This window comes from Amycolatopsis sp. NBC_01480 (genome assembly GCF_036227205.1).
Lineage (GTDB): Bacteria > Actinomycetota > Actinomycetes > Mycobacteriales > Pseudonocardiaceae > Amycolatopsis.
Genome location: NZ_CP109442.1, coordinates 3,717,664 through 3,735,665, shown reverse-complemented (window position 1 = coordinate 3,735,665; position 18,002 = coordinate 3,717,664). Strand labels below are relative to the sequence as shown.

The window sequence follows — 18,002 nt, the reverse complement described above, 5'->3', positions numbered from 1 at the left end:
GATTAATCGTACCGATCGGGGCGCTGATGGTGGGTGAATGGCTTGCTGCATTCGGCCCAACCCGCTCAGCCGCCCCGGCCACTCGCGGACCTCGGGAGAGGGAAAGCGTGCTCATCCAAGACGACATGACAGCGAAACTGCTGGTGACCGGCCGGCTCGCGCCCGGGACCACGGGCGAGGCCCGCCGCGTCGCGCATGTCTTCGAGGTGGACGCCGGCAGGTCCGGCGACCGGGTGCTCGCCCGGTGCGGGGAGAAGCTTCCCCTCGCCGACGTGGAGTGGGTGGTGCCGGGCACGGGTATGCCGTGCGAGCGCTGCCTCGGTCTGACCGGAGCTGACCAGCCCCGGTACCCGCTGCTACCCGAACTGGGGGTGTGATCCCATGGCCGTCCGGCTCACCACGCTCTTTCGCCGTGAGGACGAACACACTCGCGTCCGGCGTGGGATCGGTCACGAACTGCGCAGCCGCTTCGGTCGCAGCCTGATCCAGGCGCCGCTGCGCACGCCCATGCGATGGGACACCGACGTCGACCTCCCCACGCCGCGCCAGCCGGACCTGGTCCGCGCGACGCGACCGCTCGAAGCGAGGGTCGACCTGACCCCGCTGCTGCACGGCCTTGGCTCGTCCAGGGTCTGACTGATCCACCGCTCCCACCACACAACGCGCCCCGGGCCAGTGACCCGGGGCGCGTTGCTGTCTAGGGCTTGCGGCCCATCGCGCCGAGGCCGCCGCTGAACGACGGGTCCTCAGCGATCCGGTTGACCAGCCTCTCCGCGGCTTCGTCCGGGTGCCACTCCGGAATCCAGGTGATGCCGGGCTTGACCAGCTCCAGCCCTTCGAAGAACTCCGCGAACTCCTCGCGGGTGCGGTGGTAGAACGGCGTGCTGGACTGCTTGTACTGCTCCTGGATCTCGTCGCGGCTCTCCCCGTCGGGCGCCTTGACGCCGTCGTTCGTCAGGTGCGAAGCCAGGAAGTACGACCCGGACGGCAGCAGTGACAGGTACTTGCGCACGATGCCGGGCGCGTCCTCGTCCGGCCCGACGAAGTACAGCACGCCGCACATGATCAGCCCGATCGGCCGTTTCGGGTCGAGCACGCCGGTGTCGAGCGCCCGCGGCCAGATGTCGCCAGGCTGACGCAGGTCGCCGTGCAGCACCGCGTGCCGGTCGGCGACGCCCTCACGCTCCAGCAGGATCTGCGAGTGCGCGACCGCGACGGGCTCGTTGTCGACGTACACGCAGCGCGCGTCGGGGTTCACCGACACGGCGATCTCGTGCACGTTGCCGACCGTCGGCACGCCCGAGCCGAGGTCGAGGAACTGGTCGATGCCCTGGCGCGCCATGTACTCCACGCCGCGCCCGAGGAACTGCCGGCCGAGCTGCGCGATGCTCTTGATCGTCGGGAACGTCTTGACGGCCCGCTCGCCGAACTCGCGGTCGATCGCCCAGTTCGCCGTGCCGCCGAGGAACCAGTCGTAGATCCGCGCCGCGTTGGGCCGTTCGAGGTCAACGCCTTCCGGGGCCTGTGGATCGGCGGGGTCCGGTACCTGCGTCATCAGCTGTTCTCCCTTTCACCCGGGGCGCGTGTGGGGTCCAGTCTGCCGACCGCCCCCCGTATGGGTGACATCCGGGGCGCGCAAAACCGTGCCGGACGTCACTCCGCCACCCACTACCTTGCCGTGAATGCGCTTCCTCTTCACCTTCACCGGCGGCCGGCTTCGGCCCGCAGTCGGACCACCTGTGCGTGGAATGCTTTGTACCCCAAGGAAAATCGCCCCCGAAAGCAGCCGCACCAAGACCGGGCACAGCGAGTCACTGCATCTGTGCCCTATACCCCTCAGCCAGCTCCTTGAGAAACTGCCGAGTCTCCTGTCGTTCCAGCGCGGCCCCGCGCAACCGGTCCCAGGAGTCGACGAAGATGTTGAAGTCCTTGACGTCGTCGAGGTACAGGCCGCCGGCCGAGTGTTCGATGTAGACGAAATCCCTGGTGCGGTCCGGGAAGCGCATGATCGTGAAGTCGTTGGGCACGGCGGCGAGCCGGGCGCCGAAGGGGAGCACGTGCACGTACACGCGCGGGTGCCGGTCGAGGGCGAGCAGGTGCTCCACCTGGTCCAGCATCACCGCCGGGGCGAACCCGCCGGGGGCTCGCCGCAGGGCGCCCTCGCTGATGATGAACCGGTAGTACGGCGGTTGCTGCTGCTCGAAAACGGCCTTGCGGTCGAGCCGGTTGCGCACCAGCGCCGTGACGTCCGTGGCGCCCGCCTCGGTGAACTGCTTGAGCATGTAGTGCTCGGACTGCAACGGCCCCGGGACGCGCTCGCCGTGCCAGGTGAGGATCTCCGCGGCCGCGGGCTCCAGGTCCGTGAAGGTGCGGAACCAGTGCGGCACCACGGACCGGTAGCCCGACCAGTGGCCGCGCTGCCCGGCGGCGGCCCGCGCCAGGTTCATCAGGGTGTCGGCCTCTTCGCCGTTGATCCCGAACGCGTTCAGCATGGAGCGCACATCCCCGAGCTTGACTCCGACGGCACCGGACTCGATCTTGTTGACCTTGCCCTGGGTGCAGCCGAGAACCTCGGCGACTTGCTGTTGTGTCATCCGCGCGGCGTTGCGGGCATGCCGGAGCTCGTTGCCGAGCTGCTTCCGGCGCGAGGTGACGGTGCTCGCCATCAGCCTTGCTCTCCCGGACCACTAAATCGCCGGCAGCTGCCCTGAAGCCCCACCGGCGCGCGAACGTTCGAACCACCCAGGCTAGTGCTTGACCCAACGGGGTTCGATGATGACACTGCGCAGCGTTCCAGGAAATGACGCGAAACGCCAGTCACCCCGGTTGTCACTTGTTGTCACTCGGCCGGACCAGCCGATAAGCGGCATTCCGGGCCCGGCCGTTGCTCCGAATAGGGCATAGTCGACCGCATGATCGATCGCTCCCCCGCCGCGGCCGGCGTCGAACGCCTGGCCGATGGCGCCTTCGGGTACGTGCAGCCCGACGGCTCGTGGTTCATCAACAACTGCGGCTTCCTCGACGCGGGCGGCCACACCGTCCTCATCGACACCTGCTCCACCGAACGGCGCACGCGCGCGATGCTGGAGACCGTCGCGGCCGCGACCGGCCCGGTCACGACCCTGGTCAACACCCACCACCACGGCGACCACACCAACGGCAACTACCTCGTCGAGGGCGCCACCATCGTCGGCCAGCGCAAGACGCGCGAGGTGATGCTCGCCGAGGGCATCCAGCTGTACGAAGGCATCTTCCCCGGCAACGACTGGGGCCACCTCGAGCTGCGCGTGCCGGATGTCGTCTTCGAAGACCGGCTGACCGTGTACGCGGGCGAGACCCGCGTTGACCTGATCCACCCCGGCCACGCCGCGCACACCACCAACGACGTGCTCGCCTGGCTGCCCGAGCAGCGCGTGCTCTACACCGGCGACCTGATCTTCAACGGCGGCAGCCCGTTCGCGCTGATGGGCTCGGTCGCGGGCTGGCGCGCCGCGCTGGACGTGATCCGCGAGCTGGAGCCGGCCGTGATCCTGCCCGGGCACGGGCCGGCGTGCGGGCCGGAGGTGATCGACACCGTCGACGCGTACCTGGCTTTCGTGCAGGACACGGCATCGCGGGGCAAGGCGGCCGGGCGGTCGCCGCTGGAGCTGGCGAAGGAGACGGACCTCGGCGCGTTCGCGGAGATGTCCGAGCAGGAGCGGCTGGCCGGCAACCTCCACCGCGCGTACGCCGAGCTGGACGGCGCCGAGTGGGGCGCGCCGATCGACCTGGTCGCGGCCATCACCGACATGATCGCCTACAACGGGGCGCCGATCCGCTGCTTCTCCTGAAGCGGCCCGGTTCATTCCCGCCTGCCCCGTGAGTGTTCTCTCGGACGTCACGGGCGGGCGCGCGGACTAGTGTCGGACTCCGGCAGAGACTTCGGAAAGGGTTCGGATGAGCAAGAAGGCGAGCATCGGGGTCACCGGCCTGGCGGTCATGGGCCGCAACCTGGCCAGGAACCTCGCCCGGCACGGGCACACCGTCGCCCTGCACAACCGCTCCGAGGAGCGCACCCGCTCCCTCGTCGAGCAGTTCGGCGACGAGGGCGACTTCATCCCGGCGTACTCCGCGCAGGAGTTCGTCGACGCGCTCGAACGGCCGCGGCAGATCGTGATCATGGTCAAGGCGGGCGGGCCGACCGACGCCGTCATCGAGGAGTTCGCGCCGCTGCTGGAGCGGGGCGACGTGATCGTCGACGCCGGCAACGCGCACTTCGCGGACACCCGCCGTCGTGAGAAGGCGCTTCGTGAGCGCGGGCTGCACTTCGTCGGCACCGGCGTCTCCGGCGGCGAGGAGGGCGCGCTCAACGGCCCGAGCATCATGCCCGGCGGCTCCAAGGAGTCGTACGAGTCGCTCGGCCCGCTGTTCGAGGACATCTCGGCGAAGGTCGACGGCGAGCCCTGCTGCACGCACATCGGCGCGGACGGCGCGGGCCACTTCGTGAAGATGGTGCACAACGGCATCGAGTACGCCGACATGCAGCTGATCGCCGAGTCGTTCGACCTGCTGCGCGGCGCCGCGGGCTACGCGCCGGCCGAGATCGCCGACGTGTTCCAGACCTGGAACACCGGCCGCCTCGACTCGTATCTGATCGAGATCACCGCCGACGTGCTCAAGCACGTGGACGCGGCCACCGGCAAGCCGTTCGTCGACATCGTCGAGGACGCCGCCGAGCAGAAGGGCACCGGCCGCTGGACCGTCCAGATCGGACTCGACCTCGGCGTGCCGATCAGCGGGATCGCCGAAGCCGTGTTCGCCCGCTCGCTCTCGGGCTCGAAGCCGCTGCGCTCGGCGGCGCACGGTCTCGGCGGGCCTTCGCGCGCGCCGCTCACCGGTGCCGCGCTGGAGACCTTCGCGGACGACGTCGAGCAGGCGCTGTACGCGTCCAAGGTGGTCGCGTACGCCCAGGGCTTCAACCAGATCCAGGCCGGCGCGAGCGAGTACGGCTGGGACATCGACCTCGGCCGCGTCGCCTCCATCTGGCGCGGCGGCTGCATCATCCGGGCCAAGTTCCTCAACGACATCACCGCGGCCTACGCCGACGAGCCGGGCCTGCCGACCCTGCTCACCTCCGGCGGCTTCCGCAAGGCCGTCGAGGACGCCCAGGACTCCTGGCGCTCGGTCATCTCCACCGCCGTCCAGCTCGGCATCCCGACGCCGGGCTTCTCCACCGCGCTGGCCTACTACGACGGCCTGCGTGCGGACCGCCTGCCGGCCGCGCTCGTCCAGGGGCAGCGCGACTACTTCGGCGCGCACACCTACCGCCGGGTGGACCGCGAAGGCTCGTTCCACACGGCCTGGGCCACCGAGGACCGGACCGAATCCCCGTCCTGACCAAGACTCGTGAGTGGCTATGCCGGTTCTAACCGGCATAGCCACTCACGAGGTTTACTGCGCCCGGGCGGCCAGGATCTCCGCCAGCGCCTCCTTGATCTTCGTCTCCGCCGGCTCCTTCGTGATGCCCAGCCCGGTGAGCACCTCGTACCCCGCGCCCTCGCCTTGTTCCAGCAGGGCCAGCAAAAGGTGCTCGGTGCCGATGTAGTTGTGGCCGAGGCGAAGGCCTTCCCGCAGGGTCAGCTCCAGCGTCTTCTTCGCCGCCGCGGTGAACGGCATCGGGTCCGGCACGTCGTCCACCGGCTCGGGCAGCCGGGCCTCGGCCGCCTCGCGAACGGCGTCGAGCGAGACGCCCTGGAACACGATCACCCCCGCCGCCAGCGCGGCCGGCTCGGAAAGCAGGCCGAGCACCAGGTGCGTGGTGTCGATGCCGGGGCTCTTGGCCTTGATCGCCGCGTCCTTCGCTTCGACGACCACGTGCCGGGCGCGGACGGTGTAGCGGCCGTAGAGCCGTTGGATCACTCCCCCGGAATCGCCGCCGGGGTCGATCTTCGGCACGAACCGTTTCTGCACCGCCTGTTTGGAAACGCCCATGCTGGCGCCGATTTCGGTCCAGGAGGCGCCGGACCGGCGGGCCTGGTCGACGAAGTGGCCGATCAGGTGATCGGCGAGCTCACCGAGGTGCTCGCCGAGGTAAACCGCGTCGGACAGCTGGCCGAGCGCGTCGTGGTCCTGGTTGGACTTGATGGCGGAGATCAGGTCGTCGAGCTTCACTGGGTAGGTCATGCCGTCAACTGTAGGTTGACGATCCGACGTCGTCAACCTCGGGTTGACGCTAATCGACGCAGCGGATGACGCTCGCGCTGCACTCAGCGAGGCGAAAGCGTCATCCGCTGCATCAGGCGAACGGCAGCCCGACGTAGTTCTCGGCCAGGCTGGTCGCCGCCGCCCTCGACGCGGCGGTATAGCGCAGCTGCGAAAGCTGGAGCCGGCGGGCGAACGGGTCCGCGTGCGGATCGGTGTGCAGCATCGTGGTCATGAACCAGGAGAAGTGCTCGGCCCGCCACACGCGGCGCAGGCAAGTGTCCGAATAGGACTCCGCGAGCGAGGCGTCTCCTTTGGACAATGCAATAAGCGCGCGAGAGAGCACGCGGACGTCGGCCACCGCGAGGTTCATACCCTTGGCGCCGGTCGGCGGCACGATATGCGCGGCGTCACCCGCGAGGAACAGGCGGCCGTGGCGCATCGGCTCGGCGACGAAGCTGCGCATCGGCGTGATGCCCTTGTCCAGGATCGGGCCCTCGCGCAGGGTGAACTCGCCGTCGACGGCCAGGCGCTGGGCCAGCTCGGACCAGATCCGGTCGTCGGACCACGCGGCCAGGTCTTCAGCCGGGTCCACCTGGAGGTACAGCCGGGTGATCTCCGGCGAGCGCATGCTGTGCAGCGCGAACCCGCGCTCGTGGTGGGTGTAGATCAGCTCCTCGTGCGAGGGCGGCGTCTGCGCCAGCACGCCGAGCCAGGCGAAAGGGTACTCGCGCTCGAAAACGCCCAGCACACCGTCCGGAATGGACGGACGCGAGACGCCGTGGAACCCGTCGCAGCCCGCGATCGCGTCGCATTCCAGGGTTTGCAGCGTGCCCGACGCGTCCCGGTAGCGCACCACCGGCCGCTCGGTGTCCACATCGGACATTTCGATGCCGGAAACCTCGAAGTGCAGCGGCAGCCCGCGCTCCTCGTGCGCGTCCACGAGGTCCTTGACGATCTCCTGCTGGCCGTACACCGTGATCGCCCGGCCGGTCAGCTCGGTCAGCGCGATGCGGTGGTCGGCGCCGTCGAAGCGCAGGGAAAACCCTTCATGCGGCAGGCCTTCCCGTGCCAGCCGGTCGCCGAGCCCGATCTCGGTGAGCAGCTCCACCGTCGGCTGCTCGCACACCCCCGCGCGCACCCGCTGCCGCACGTACTCGCGGTCGCGGGCCTCCAGCACCACGGCGTCCACCCCGGCCTGGTGCAGGAGGTAGGACAGCAGCAGGCCGGCGGGACCGGCGCCGATCACGGCGACCTGAGTGCGCAACGGGGGTACCTCCGAGGTCGGGTCTAAGCCGCGGAACGCGACTTCACATGGGCTTTCAGGTCGAACGCGCTGGCCTTGAGGTCCGCATAGGACGGACGCTGCTCGGCGGTGAACAGGCGCCGGGCGGCGATGTGGTCGGCCGGCCGGTTCACCGACTCGACTGCGATGAGCACGCCGTCGCGGAACGACAGCACGGAGAACTTGCCCTCGGCGAGGTCGCCGGTGACCACGGTCTGGTCGGCGTTCGCGAGGATGCCGACAATCTGCAGCTTCGCGGCGGTCTGGTCGGTCCAGAACCACGGCAGGCTGTCGTACGGCGCGGAGCCGCCGGTGATCGAGGCGGCGACGGAACGGGCCTGGTCCACGGCGTTCTGCACGGACTCCAGCCGGGTCGGGGCGCCGGCCTGCACACACGGGAAGTTGGCGCAGTCGCCGATCGCGAAGATCTTCGGGTCCTCGGTGCGCAGGTGCTCGTCGACCACCACGCCGTTGGTCACCGGCAGCCCGGCCGCCTCGGCCAGCCCGGTCTCCGGCACCACGCCCACGGCGACCACGACCAGGTCGGCGGGCAGCCGGCGGCCGTCGGACAGCTCCACCGACTCGACCCGGCCCTCGCCGTGCAGCGCGGTGACGCCGGTGCCGAGCAGCACGGTGTGCCCGGCGTCGCGGTGCAGCCGGGCGAAGAACTCCGACACCTCGGGCGAGGCGACGCGGGCCAGCAGCCGGTCCTGCGCCTCGACGACCGTCACCGGCCGCCCGGCGTGCGACGCGAACTCCAGCCCGATGAACCCGCCCCCGATGACCACGACGTCGCGGGCGGCCTCCAGCTCGGCGCGCAGCCGGTCGGCGTCGTCCCGGGTGCGGAGCATGAGCACGCCCTCGAGGTCCGCGCCGGGCACGGGCAGCGTCCGGTTGCGCGCGCCGGTGGCCAGCACCAGGTGGTCGTAACCGAGCTTCGAACCGTCCTCCAGCACGGCCTGGCCCTCGGCGCGGTCGAGCGAGCGCACCCGTCCGGCCACGAGCTGGATGTCCTTCTCGGCGAAGAAGTCCTCCGGCCGCAGCCGCAGCGCCTCGTCGCCCGCCGTGCCCTTCAGGTACGCCTTCGACAGCGGCGGTCGCTGGTACGGCACCCCCGGCTCATCGCCGACCAGGACCACGCGGCCGGGGAATCCCTTGTCCCGCAACGACGCCACGGCCTGGAAGCCGCTCTGCCCGCCTCCGACCACCAGCACGGTTTCCGACGAGGACTCCACGGCACTGCTCATTCCTGCTCCTCCGGCCAGCGCAGGACCAGACCGTCGTTCACCTCGGTCACCGGTAGCTGACACGACAGCCTGCTGGTGGCCTCCCGCGGGCTGGCCATGCAGTCCAAATTTCTCCCCTTCATCTGAGCACAACACCCGGTGATCGTCGAGGCGCGCGGGATCGACGCGGACGTGACGGGCCGCACACAAACGGTCACGGCGGCCGCGCTTCCGGACGTCCGTCAGCCTGCGGATCCGGGCGGCCCGGCGCGTGCCGACTTCCACTCAGTGGAAGCTTTACCGCGTCTCGCGGCGGACGTCTTCGGGGAGCCGCAGCGCGCGAGGGGCACCCAGCGCACGCGAGATCCCACGCGCCGAGGCCCGTACGGCGGGCACCAGCGTGAGCGGATCCGTTCCCTGCGCGGGCACGACCACGGAAATTGCCGCGACGACGGTGTCATCCGGTCCGTGCACGGCCGCGCCGACGGACAACGCGACCAGCTCGATCTGGCCGTCACTGACCGCGTAACCCTGATGCCGCACGTCGGCCAGCACGCGCCGCAGCTGCTCGGGCGACGCGATGGTCCGGTCCGTGTACCGCTTGAGCGGGCGCGCGAGGATCTGCTCCTGGACGTCGGCGGGCGCGTGGGCCAGCAGCACCAGCCCCACCGCCGTCGCGTGGACCGGCAGCCGGCCGCCGACGCGGGAGATCACGTTCACCGCGTCCCGGCCGGAGAGGCGTTCGATGTACACGACCTCGGCGCCGTCGAGCACGGCCAGCTGCACGTTCTGGTGCGTGGCCTCGTAGAGGTCTTCCAGGAACGGCATCGCGCTCTCCCGCAGCTGCGCCCCGTGCGGCGCGAGCGAGGCCACTTCCCACAGCCAGAGCCCGACGCGGAACTTCCCGTCGCCGTCCCGCTGCAGTGCCCCGCGGCTCACCAGCTCCGCCGCGAGCCGGTGCGTGGTCGACAGCGGCAGCCCGGCGCGCCGGCTCAGCTCGGACAGCGTGAGCACAGGCCGGTCGGAGGTGAACGCGCCCAGCACGTCCAGCACCCGCCCTGCCACCGACGGCGGCCGCCGCGCGTTGTGCCGCATGGGGGCCAGTCAAGCGCATCGCGCCGGATCCGGCTCGACGCGCGGCCGTCAGCCGGTTTCGGTCTCGGTCTCGGTCTCGGCCTCGGCCTCGGGCCAGTCCGGCAGGAACGGCCGCATGAACGTCCGCCGGTACCGCAGCACACAGCCGGACTCCTCGCGGATCCGGTCCGCCGCAACGAACTCCGGGTCGACGCCGAACAGCGTGCGGTAGCGCTCGTAGGCCGCGAGGCTCTCGAAGCTGAACAGGGCGCGGGCCTCGTCGCTGGCGCCCTCAGCGGGCAGGAAGTAGCCGTGGTGAACGCCGCCCTCGCGGTCCACCAGCCGCATCCACTCGGCGGCGAAGCGTTCGAAGTCGGCGATCTTCGCCGGGTCGATCACGTAGTCGACGACGCAGGTGATCATTCGCGGCCCCACACCCGCTCGGCGGTCGAGACGATCAGCTCCAGCTTCCGCACCTGGTCGTCCACAGTCAGCTCGTTGCCCTCCTCGGTCGAGGAGAAACCGCACTGCGGGGAAAGGCAGAGCTGGTCGACGTCGACGAACCGCGAGGCCTCCTCGATCCGCCGCACCAGCGCGTCCGGGTCCTCCAGCTCGGGCCGTTTCGTGGTGACCAGGCCGAGCACCACGCGCTTGTCCCGCGGCACGAAGCGCAACGGCTCGAAGCCGCCGGAGCGCTCGTCGTCGAACTCCAGGAAGAAGCCGTCCACGCCCAGCTCGCCGAACAACGCCTCGGCGACGAACTCGTAACTGCCCTCGGCCGCCCACGAGGAGCGGAAGTTGCCGCGGCACAGGTGGGTCGTGACGGTCATGCCTTCGGGCTTCCCGGCGAGCGCGGCGTTGATCTGCTTGATGTTGCGCAGGTGCTGGGTGTCCGGGTCGCCGCCCATGCGGGCGACGAGCTCGCGCTGGGCCGGGTCGTTCAGGTACGCCAGGCTGGTGTCGTCGAGTTGCAGGTAGGTGCAGCCCAGCTCGCCCATCGCCGCCAGCTGCGCCGCGTACGCCGCGCTGAGGTCGGTGAAGAACTCGTCCAGGTCCGGGTAGACGGTCTCGCTCACCGCCGCCCGCCCGCCGCGGTAATAAACCATGCTGGGCGACGGGATGGTGAGCTTCGGTGTCACGCCCGCGTCGACGTGCGCCTTCAGGAACTCGAAGTGCCGCGCGAAAATCGGCTCCTCGAGCCGGACCTTCCCGTCCACCTGGAGTCCCGGCGGGCTGAACTCGAGGTCCCCGGCGAGGTTGTGGAACTTCACGTGCAGCCGCTCGTCACTGCGCGAGACGCCGCCGAGCGCGTAGATGAAGTCCATGTGCCACGAGGACCGGCGGAACTCCCCGTCCGTGGCCGAGGCCAGGCCCGCGGCCCGCTGCATCTTCACCACGTCGCGGATCGTGTCGTCCTCGACGGCGCCGAGCTGTTCGGCGGTGATCTCACCCTCGGCGTGCCGTCGCCGCGCCTCGCGCAGGACGGCTGGTCGCAGCAGGCTCCCGACATGGTCGGCGCGGAACGGGGGACGTGGGGTCATACCGGCATCGTCACACAGCCTGGTGCCCCGTGCCGACCGCCGATCCGGCCCGGCCGCCGGGAAACACGAAGATCATGCCGGGGACTTGCCACTGTCATCCGCGACGCGTTGGCTGTTGCCCGGAAATCGCGTGAAAGGGCCCCACATGACCGAACCCGTCCCGCACCCGGTGGACCAGCGGCTGCCCGCCGGCCGGCTGCTCCTGCTCGGCCTGCAGCACATGGCGATCATGTACGCGGGCTCCGTCGCCGTGCCGTTGATCGTCGGCAGCGCGCTGAAGCTCGACGGCGCGACCGTCGCCCTGCTGGTGAACGCCGACCTGTTCGTAGCCGGTCTCGCCACGCTGGTCCAGGCCATCGGGATCGGCCGGCTGCTCGGCATCCGGCTGCCGGTGGTGGCGGGCGCGACCTTCACCGTGGTGAACCCGATGATCCTGATCGCCTCGCAGTACGGGCTGACCGCGGTCTACGGCGCCATGCTCGTCTCCGGGGTGTTCGGGCTGGTGATCGCGAAGCCGTTCGCGAAGATGATCCGGTTCTTCCCGCCGCTGGTGTCCGGCACGCTGCTGCTGGTCATCGGCATCTCGCTACTCGGCCCGGGCGCGGCGATGATCGCGGGGCACGACACCGAGGCGCCGGACTACGGCTCGCCGTCGCACATCGGGCTGGCGTTCGGTGTGGTGGCGCTGGTGGTGCTGTGCACGCGCGTGCTGCGCGGGTTCGCCAACCAGCTCGGCCCGCTGATCGCGCTCGTGATCGGGCTGCTGGCCGCGATTCCGTTGGGGCTGACCCATTTCGGCGGGGTCGCGCAGGCGAGCTGGTTCGGGCTCGGGTCGCCGTTCCACTTCGGCGCGCCGACCTTCCCGATCGCCGCGGTGCTGTCGATGTGCGTGGTGATGCTGGTGACGTTCACCGAGTCCACCGCGGACCTGATCGCCGTCGGCGAGATCACCGGGCGGCCGGCGACCGACTCCGACCTGGCGCGCGGACTGGCCACCGACGGCCTGTCCGCAATCCTCGGCGGCTTCATGAACTCGTTCCCCGACACGGCTTTCGCGCAGAACGTCGGCCTGGTGCAGATGACCGGCGTGCGCAGCCGCTGGGTGGTCGCGGTGACCGGCGGCCTGCTCGTGGTGATGGGGCTGGTGCCGAAGGTCGGCGCGTTCATCGCGGCGATCCCGGAGCCGGTGGTCGGCGGCGTGGCGGTGGTGATGTTCGCGATGGTCGCCGCGGTCGGTGTGCAGAACCTGAAGAAGGTCGAGTTTTCCGGCAACCACAACACTTTTGTCGTCGCCGTGGCGCTGGGCGTCGGGCTGTTGCCGGCGTTCGGGCTCGACCGCTTCGGCAACTCGGTGTTCTTCCAGCACTTCCCGGCGTGGCTGCAGACGATCTGCGGCAGCCCGATCACGGTCGCCGCGTTGCTGGCCTTCGTGCTGAACCTGCTGTTCAACCACCTCGGCCGGCGCGCGGAACCGGACCTGCTGTCGGCGCCGTGAAGCGGCTCAGCAGAACAGGATGCCCAGCAGGCACGGCGGAGGCGGCGGCTTCGGGGTCGACGAGTGCGTCGGCGGCTGCGCGGAGGTGGACGGGTCCGGGGAGGACGGATCGCCGGTCGGCGTCGAGGAGTCGCTGTGCTGCGGCGGGGCGGAGTCGTGCGGCGACGGCGAGTCGTGCGGCGAGCCGCCGCGCGGGTTCAGCGGGTCCAGGACCGAGGTGACGTCCGACGAGCGAGGCCGGTCACCGGTCTCCCCGGTCGAGGACGACTGCTGTCCCTCGCCGCCGCTGGTGCCGCCGACGGTGGGCGGGTTGGTCTCGCTGACGCCTCCCGCACCCCCGGTGCGGTCCGGCATCTCGATCACCTTCATCTCGGTGACGTGCGAGGCCGTGTCGTTCGCCGTGGTCCCGAAGCCGACGAGGACCGCCGCGGCACCACAGCCGACCACGACGGCGAGCATCACGGCGACCATGCGCCAGCGCGACCTCGACGGCGGTGGGACGCGCTCGCCCCAGCCCTCGCGCACCAGCAGATCGGCGACCGAAACCTCTTCGTTCACCAGCGGACCTTTCACCAGAGTGAGCCATTCTTACCGCAGAAGGCCACCGAACGGGTGAAGACTGACAGAAATTCCTACACTGTGTATGTCACCCTAGCGGGTGAGAGTCACAGCGCTTTCACAGCTGCCCTTAGTAAAAATCCCAGCATGACCAGCCAGCCTGGAACCATGCTGCTGCGCGCCCCCCAGCCGGTTCCCCTGCGATCGCGCTGGTCGTTCTGGTTCCAGTGGGTGCCCACTCCGCGCCGGACCCCGTTCACGTTCGGCTACCTGGTGGTCCTGCTCGGCACCACGCTGCTGCTGCGCTTCGCCAGCGCGACGCTGACGAACAAGCTCCTGCTGCTCTCCAGCACCGACGCGCACAACCTGTGGCGCCGTCCGCTGACCTCGCTGCTGACCAGCGCGTTGTGGCTGGCCGACGGCGGTTGGCTCACCTACGCCGCCATCTTCGCCGTCCTCGTCGCCCCGCTCGAACGCCGCTTCGGCGCGGGCCGGACCGCGCTGGTGTTCTTCAGCGGCCACGTGCTGGCCACGCTCGCCACCGAGCTGCCGGTGATGGCCCTGATCAGCAACGGGGTGCTGCCGACGTCCGCGGGCCGCTGGCTCGACATCGGCGTCAGCTACGGCTTCTTCACCACCGCGGGCGCGCTCGTCTTCCAGCTGCGCGGCCGGCTGCGGCTCGCGGCGGTGGCGGCGCTGGAGCTGTTCATCGCGCTCATCTACGTCACCGACGACCCGAGCAGCCTGGAGTCGATCGTGACGGTGCTCGGCCACCTGTGCGCGGCCCAGTTCGGCCTCTTCTTCTGGGGTGCCCGGTTGCGCCGGGCCCAGCCGCCCGCCCCGCCCGTCGAACCGCCGCTCGTCCGGCCCGAGCTGGTCGGGGCCGGCGCCGAAACCTGAGGTCAGTTCACCAGTGCGGCTGACCATGGAAAGTCCGCTCGTATCTGTGCGTATACAGCGAGATCCCCGGGTGGTGTAATCGACGGGCCATACGCCGATACGGGGGGACCGGGACGCATCATGGAGGCCGACGCCGCCACCGCGGGCGAACCGGCGGGTGACGCCGCGGCGACGGCGTTGCGTGCGCGGCTGGCCGGTCTGGCCCCGGAAGGCGGCACCGGCGTGATCTTCTCCTTCGACGCCACCGACACCACCCTCACCTGGCTGCCCGGCCTCGACGCCGTGCTCGGCCTGCCCGGCGCCCCCGGGGAAGACCTGTGCGAACAGCTGCTCGCCCTGCTCCGCCCGCTCACCGCGAACCTGCGCGCCGTGCTCCCCGCCCGGGACTTCGAGCTGGAGCAATCGCTGGAGACCGCGACCGGGCAGCCGCGCCGGATCCGGCTGCGGGCACGCACGGTCGGCGAGCGCTCCCGCACCACCGGACTGCTGGGCGTCGTGTACGCGGTGCCGGACGAGCAGCCGGGCAAGTCGGAGCTGGCTGAGCTGGCCGACCGCTACCGCGTGCTGGTGGAGCTGAGCCCGGACGCGATCTGCGTGCACGAGGGCGGCTTCGTCAGCTACGTGAACCGCGCGGCGCTCGACCTGCTCGGCGCCGGTTCGGCGGCGGAGGTCGTCGGCCGCCCGTTCACCGACTTCCTCACCGACGGCTCGGCCGAGCGGCTGGCCGGCGGCGTGCGAGCGCTCACCGAGCCGGGCGCCGGGACCGGGACGGTCGAGGCCGTGCTCAAGCGCGTCGACGGCAGCAAGCTCGCCGTGGAAACGATCACCGTGCGGACCAGCGGTGAGAACACGCCGTCGTTCCAGGTCGTGATCCGCGACGTGACCGGCCGCCGGGCCGTGGCCGACGCGCTGCGCACGCAGGCCGCGCTGGTGACGCACGTCAGCGACGCCATCATCGCCACCACCGGCGCGGGCATCGTGACCAGCTGGAACCCGGCCGCCGCGGCCGTGTACGGCTGGTCCGCGACCGAGGCCGTCGGGCGGCCCGCGGCTGAGCTGGTCGGCGCCGAACTCGACCCCGAGGCCGTGCTGCGCGCGGGCGGCGTGGTCGAGCAGGCGCACCGGAACCGGACCGGCACGGCCCTCTCGGTCCGCGTTTCCGCAGCTGAGATGTATGACGGCTACGTTCTCGTCTGCGCCGACGAGACGGCCCGCCGCCGTGCGGAGCAGCGCTACCGCACGGTCGTCGGCGCGCTCGACGAAGGCGTGATGGTGATGGGCCCGACCGGGCGGCTCGAGTCGGCCAACCCGGCGGCCGGCCGCATCCTCGGCCTGACCCCGGCCGACCTGATCGGCGTCCCCAGCACCATGCTCGCGCTGTTCGACGAGGCGGGCGCGCAGATCCCGGACGAGGAGCTGCCGTCCGTGCGCACCCGGCGCACCGGCCTCACGCAGAACGGCCGCATCGCGCGCTGGCGCCGCCCCGACGGCCGCGACGTCTGGATCTCGGTGACCTCCCGCCTGCTCGACCCGGAGGATGCGGCGGGCGCGACCGCGGTGGTCTCGTTCACCGACATCACCGAGCGCCGCTCGATCAGCGCACGCCTCGCGCACGACGCGACCCACGATCCGTTGACCCGCTTGGCGAACCGGACGCTGGTGCTCGACCGGCTGGACCGGCGCACCCACTGCCAGGCGTCCACGGTGCTGTTCCTCGACCTGGACAAGTTCAAGCTCATCAACGACTCCCTCGGCCACTCCGTCGGCGACCAGGTGCTGCGCATCGTCGGTGAGCGGCTGCGGCACGCCGCGGGCGCCGAGGACGTGGTGGGCCGCCTCGGCGGCGACGAGTTCGTGGTCGTCACGCAGGCCGCGACCGAAGACGGCGAGGTGCGGGCGCTCGCCGGGCACGTCCGCGCGGTGCTGGCCGAGCCGATCGTCGTGCACGGCCGCCAGCTGCACCTCGACGCGAGCATCGGCGTCGTGCTGGTCGGCCCGGACGACCAGCGCAGCGCCGAAGACCTGCTGCGCGACGCGGATGTCGCGATGTACCAAGCGAAAGCGCTCGGCGGCGGCCGGTTCGAGCTGTTCGACGTCACGCTGCGCGAACGCATGCAGCGGCGGCTGCGACTGGAGCAGGACCTGCGCGAAGCCGTCCACAATGGACAGCTGTGGCCCGCGTACCAGCCGGTGGTGGACCTGCGCACGGGCGAGATGGTGGCGGTCGAGGCGCTGCTGCGCTGGACCCACCCGAAACACGGCGAGATCTCGCCGGTGGAGTTCATCCCGCTCGCCGAGGAGAGCGAGCTGATCAACGTGATCGGCAAGTTCGTGCTGCGCAGCGCCGCGCGGGAGCTGGCGCGGCTGCGCGCCGAACGCGGGCTCGACCTGAACCTGAAAGTGAACCTGTCCGTCCGCCAGCTCGACGATCCCGGGCTGGTGCCCGCGGTCCGGGACGTGCTGGCGACCACGGGCCTGCCGCCGGGCTCGTTGTGCCTGGAGATCACCGAAAGCGCGCTGATGCGGGACGAGGCCGCGGCCGCCGCCGTGCTCGCGTCCCTGCGTGAACTCGGTGTCCTGCTGGCGATCGACGACTTCGGCACCGGTTACTCGTCGCTCGCGCAGCTGCGCCGGCTGACCCTGGACACGCTCAAGATCGACCGCTCGTTCATCACCGGCATCGCCGAATCCCGGGACGCGGCGGCGATCGTCACGAGCATCATCGCGATGGCGCACGCGGTCGACCTGACCGTGGTCGCCGAGGGCGTCGAGACCGCCGAAGAGCTGGCGCTGCTGCGTGAGCTGGACTGCGACCAGGCCCAGGGTTACCACCTGGGCCGTCCCGCCGCGGCCGCCGACCTGTTTCGGTAGGCCTTGTTTCAGTAGACGCGGAGCAGCGCTTCCAGCTCGTCGGAGGTGAGCACGACGTCCAGGCTTTCCAGCACTTCGCAGAGTTGCTCCGGCGCGACGGTGCGGGTGTCCGCGGTGCCGTCCGGGTGGGTTTCGGTCAGCTCGCGGCCGAGCAGGCGGCGGAACCGGCCCTCGGCCAGCCGCATCACCACCAGCCGCCCGGTGAACGGCGAGCGCGGGTGCGTCGAGGTGTAGTGGTGGTAGACCTCGTAGTCGATCGGGCGGCTGTGGACGCGGTCGTCCAGCTCGTGCAGGTCTTCCCAGCCGTCGCCGTCCTGCTTCTGCAGCACCCACCAGCCGTCGCGCTCGACCAGCCGGTGCGGCCACCCGGCCTGGTCGACGACGGCGCCGTCCACCAGCGGCATCGGCACCAGGATCCCGGCCCCGAACCCGACGTCGACCAGGTACCGCGTGTCCTCGACGGTGACCAGCAGCGCCATGTGCGTGTACGGCCCGTCCTTGCCCGGCTGCACCCGCGCGACCGTGCGCTGGAGCTGGTAGCCCAGCCGCTCGGCGACGGCCGCGAACAGCCCGGCCTGCTCGTAGCAGTAACCCCCGCGCCGCCGTCCGACGAGCTTCGCGGCGACGACGTCCAGGCCGATCCCCTGATGCCGGCCGAGCACCACGTCGACGTTCTCGAACGCGATCGCCTCGACGTGTGCCCTGGTCAGCGCGATGAGCGCCGCCGCCGAGGGTGCTTGCCGCGGCTGCCCGATCCGCGCCAGGTAGGCGTCGACGTCCACTGTTTCGATGCCCCAGTCGCCGCTGTGCCGCAGCTTGGCCAGTCCCGTTGTCATGGCTCCAGTCTGGAACCTCCAGCCCGCTGGAGGTCA

Annotated in this window: 17 protein-coding genes; 7 read left to right on the top strand and 10 right to left on the bottom strand. The window is 70.7% G+C overall.

From position 1 onward, the window contains the following. Positions 1 to 125 precede the first annotated feature (125 nt). Complete coding sequence (locus tag OG371_RS17855; protein ID WP_329070636.1) at positions 126 to 377, top strand: hypothetical protein; 252 nt, start codon at positions 126 to 128, stop codon at positions 375 to 377. Positions 378 to 381: 4 nt separating this feature from the next. Further along, complete coding sequence (locus tag OG371_RS17850) at positions 382 to 636, top strand: hypothetical protein (protein ID WP_091618282.1); 255 nt, start codon at positions 382 to 384, stop codon at positions 634 to 636. 61 nt (positions 637 to 697) lie between these two features. Here OG371_RS17850 and OG371_RS17845 read toward each other — a convergent pair whose 3' ends face one another. Continuing rightward, positions 698 to 1,555 (bottom strand): SAM-dependent methyltransferase, encoded by an 858-nt coding sequence (locus tag OG371_RS17845; RefSeq protein ID WP_329070634.1) that lies wholly within the window; start codon positions 1,553 to 1,555, stop codon positions 698 to 700. Between the two features lie 256 nt (positions 1,556 to 1,811). Next, positions 1,812 to 2,666, bottom strand: a complete 855-nt coding sequence (locus OG371_RS17840; RefSeq protein ID WP_091618280.1) for a helix-turn-helix domain-containing protein — start codon at positions 2,664 to 2,666, stop codon at positions 1,812 to 1,814. A gap of 246 nt (positions 2,667 to 2,912) precedes the next feature. On the opposite strand from OG371_RS17840, the gene OG371_RS17835 reads away from it, so the two are divergent. After that, entirely contained in the window at positions 2,913 to 3,830 is a 918-nt protein-coding gene (locus OG371_RS17835) for an MBL fold metallo-hydrolase (protein ID WP_329070632.1), read from the top strand. A gap of 106 nt (positions 3,831 to 3,936) precedes the next feature. Continuing rightward, positions 3,937 to 5,376 (top strand): NADP-dependent phosphogluconate dehydrogenase, encoded by a 1,440-nt coding sequence (gene gndA / locus OG371_RS17830; protein WP_329070630.1) that lies wholly within the window; start codon positions 3,937 to 3,939, stop codon positions 5,374 to 5,376. 54 nt (positions 5,377 to 5,430) lie between these two features. Here the strand turns inward: gndA and OG371_RS17825 are convergent, their stop codons facing one another. From OG371_RS17825 to OG371_RS17800, 6 genes are all read right to left on the bottom strand, one after another. Next, a complete protein-coding gene (locus OG371_RS17825) occupies positions 5,431 to 6,162 on the bottom strand; it encodes a Clp protease N-terminal domain-containing protein (protein ID WP_329070628.1) in 732 nt (243 codons plus the stop codon). Positions 6,163 to 6,274: 112 nt separating this feature from the next. Next, entirely contained in the window at positions 6,275 to 7,447 is a 1,173-nt protein-coding gene (locus OG371_RS17820) for a 4-hydroxybenzoate 3-monooxygenase (protein WP_329070626.1), read from the bottom strand. A gap of 23 nt (positions 7,448 to 7,470) precedes the next feature. After that, the gene (locus OG371_RS17815) at positions 7,471 to 8,712 is read right to left on the bottom strand and encodes an NAD(P)/FAD-dependent oxidoreductase (RefSeq protein ID WP_329070624.1); all 1,242 of its coding nucleotides are present in this window, start codon (positions 8,710 to 8,712) and stop codon (positions 7,471 to 7,473) included. Positions 8,713 to 8,988: 276 nt separating this feature from the next. After that, positions 8,989 to 9,786 (bottom strand): IclR family transcriptional regulator, encoded by a 798-nt coding sequence (locus tag OG371_RS17810; protein WP_329070623.1) that lies wholly within the window; start codon positions 9,784 to 9,786, stop codon positions 8,989 to 8,991. Positions 9,787 to 9,834: 48 nt separating this feature from the next. Beyond that, complete coding sequence (locus OG371_RS17805) at positions 9,835 to 10,188, bottom strand: NIPSNAP family protein (RefSeq protein ID WP_329070621.1); 354 nt, start codon at positions 10,186 to 10,188, stop codon at positions 9,835 to 9,837. After that, positions 10,185 to 11,306, bottom strand: coding sequence for a 5-methyltetrahydropteroyltriglutamate--homocysteine S-methyltransferase (locus OG371_RS17800; protein ID WP_329070619.1), 1,122 nt, complete (start codon positions 11,304 to 11,306; stop codon positions 10,185 to 10,187). Before OG371_RS17800 ends, OG371_RS17805 begins: the two co-directional genes overlap by 4 nt. A 145-nt stretch (positions 11,307 to 11,451) precedes the next feature. Between OG371_RS17800 and OG371_RS17795 the strand changes: the two genes are divergently transcribed. After that, on the top strand, positions 11,452 to 12,801 hold the full coding sequence (locus tag OG371_RS17795; protein WP_329070617.1) for a nucleobase:cation symporter-2 family protein: 1,350 nt from the start codon (positions 11,452 to 11,454) through the stop codon (positions 12,799 to 12,801). Positions 12,802 to 12,807: 6 nt separating this feature from the next. Here OG371_RS17795 and OG371_RS17790 read toward each other — a convergent pair whose 3' ends face one another. Next, positions 12,808 to 13,359: a hypothetical protein gene (locus OG371_RS17790; protein ID WP_329070615.1), complete on the bottom strand. Its 552-nt coding sequence runs from the start codon at positions 13,357 to 13,359 to the stop codon at positions 12,808 to 12,810. Positions 13,360 to 13,506: 147 nt separating this feature from the next. Here OG371_RS17790 and OG371_RS17785 point away from each other — a divergent pair, with 147 nt between their 5' ends. Both OG371_RS17785 and OG371_RS17780 read left to right on the top strand, forming a co-directional pair. Next, a complete protein-coding gene (locus tag OG371_RS17785; protein WP_329070613.1) occupies positions 13,507 to 14,259 on the top strand; it encodes a rhomboid-like protein in 753 nt (250 codons plus the stop codon). A 120-nt stretch (positions 14,260 to 14,379) separates the two neighbouring features. Beyond that, complete coding sequence (locus tag OG371_RS17780; RefSeq protein WP_329070611.1) at positions 14,380 to 17,130, top strand: sensor domain-containing protein; 2,751 nt, start codon at positions 14,380 to 14,382, stop codon at positions 17,128 to 17,130. A gap of 8 nt (positions 17,131 to 17,138) precedes the next feature. Here OG371_RS17780 and OG371_RS17775 read toward each other — a convergent pair whose 3' ends face one another. Next, positions 17,139 to 17,966: an arylamine N-acetyltransferase family protein gene (locus OG371_RS17775; protein ID WP_329070609.1), complete on the bottom strand. Its 828-nt coding sequence runs from the start codon at positions 17,964 to 17,966 to the stop codon at positions 17,139 to 17,141. Positions 17,967 to 18,002 lie beyond the last annotated feature (36 nt).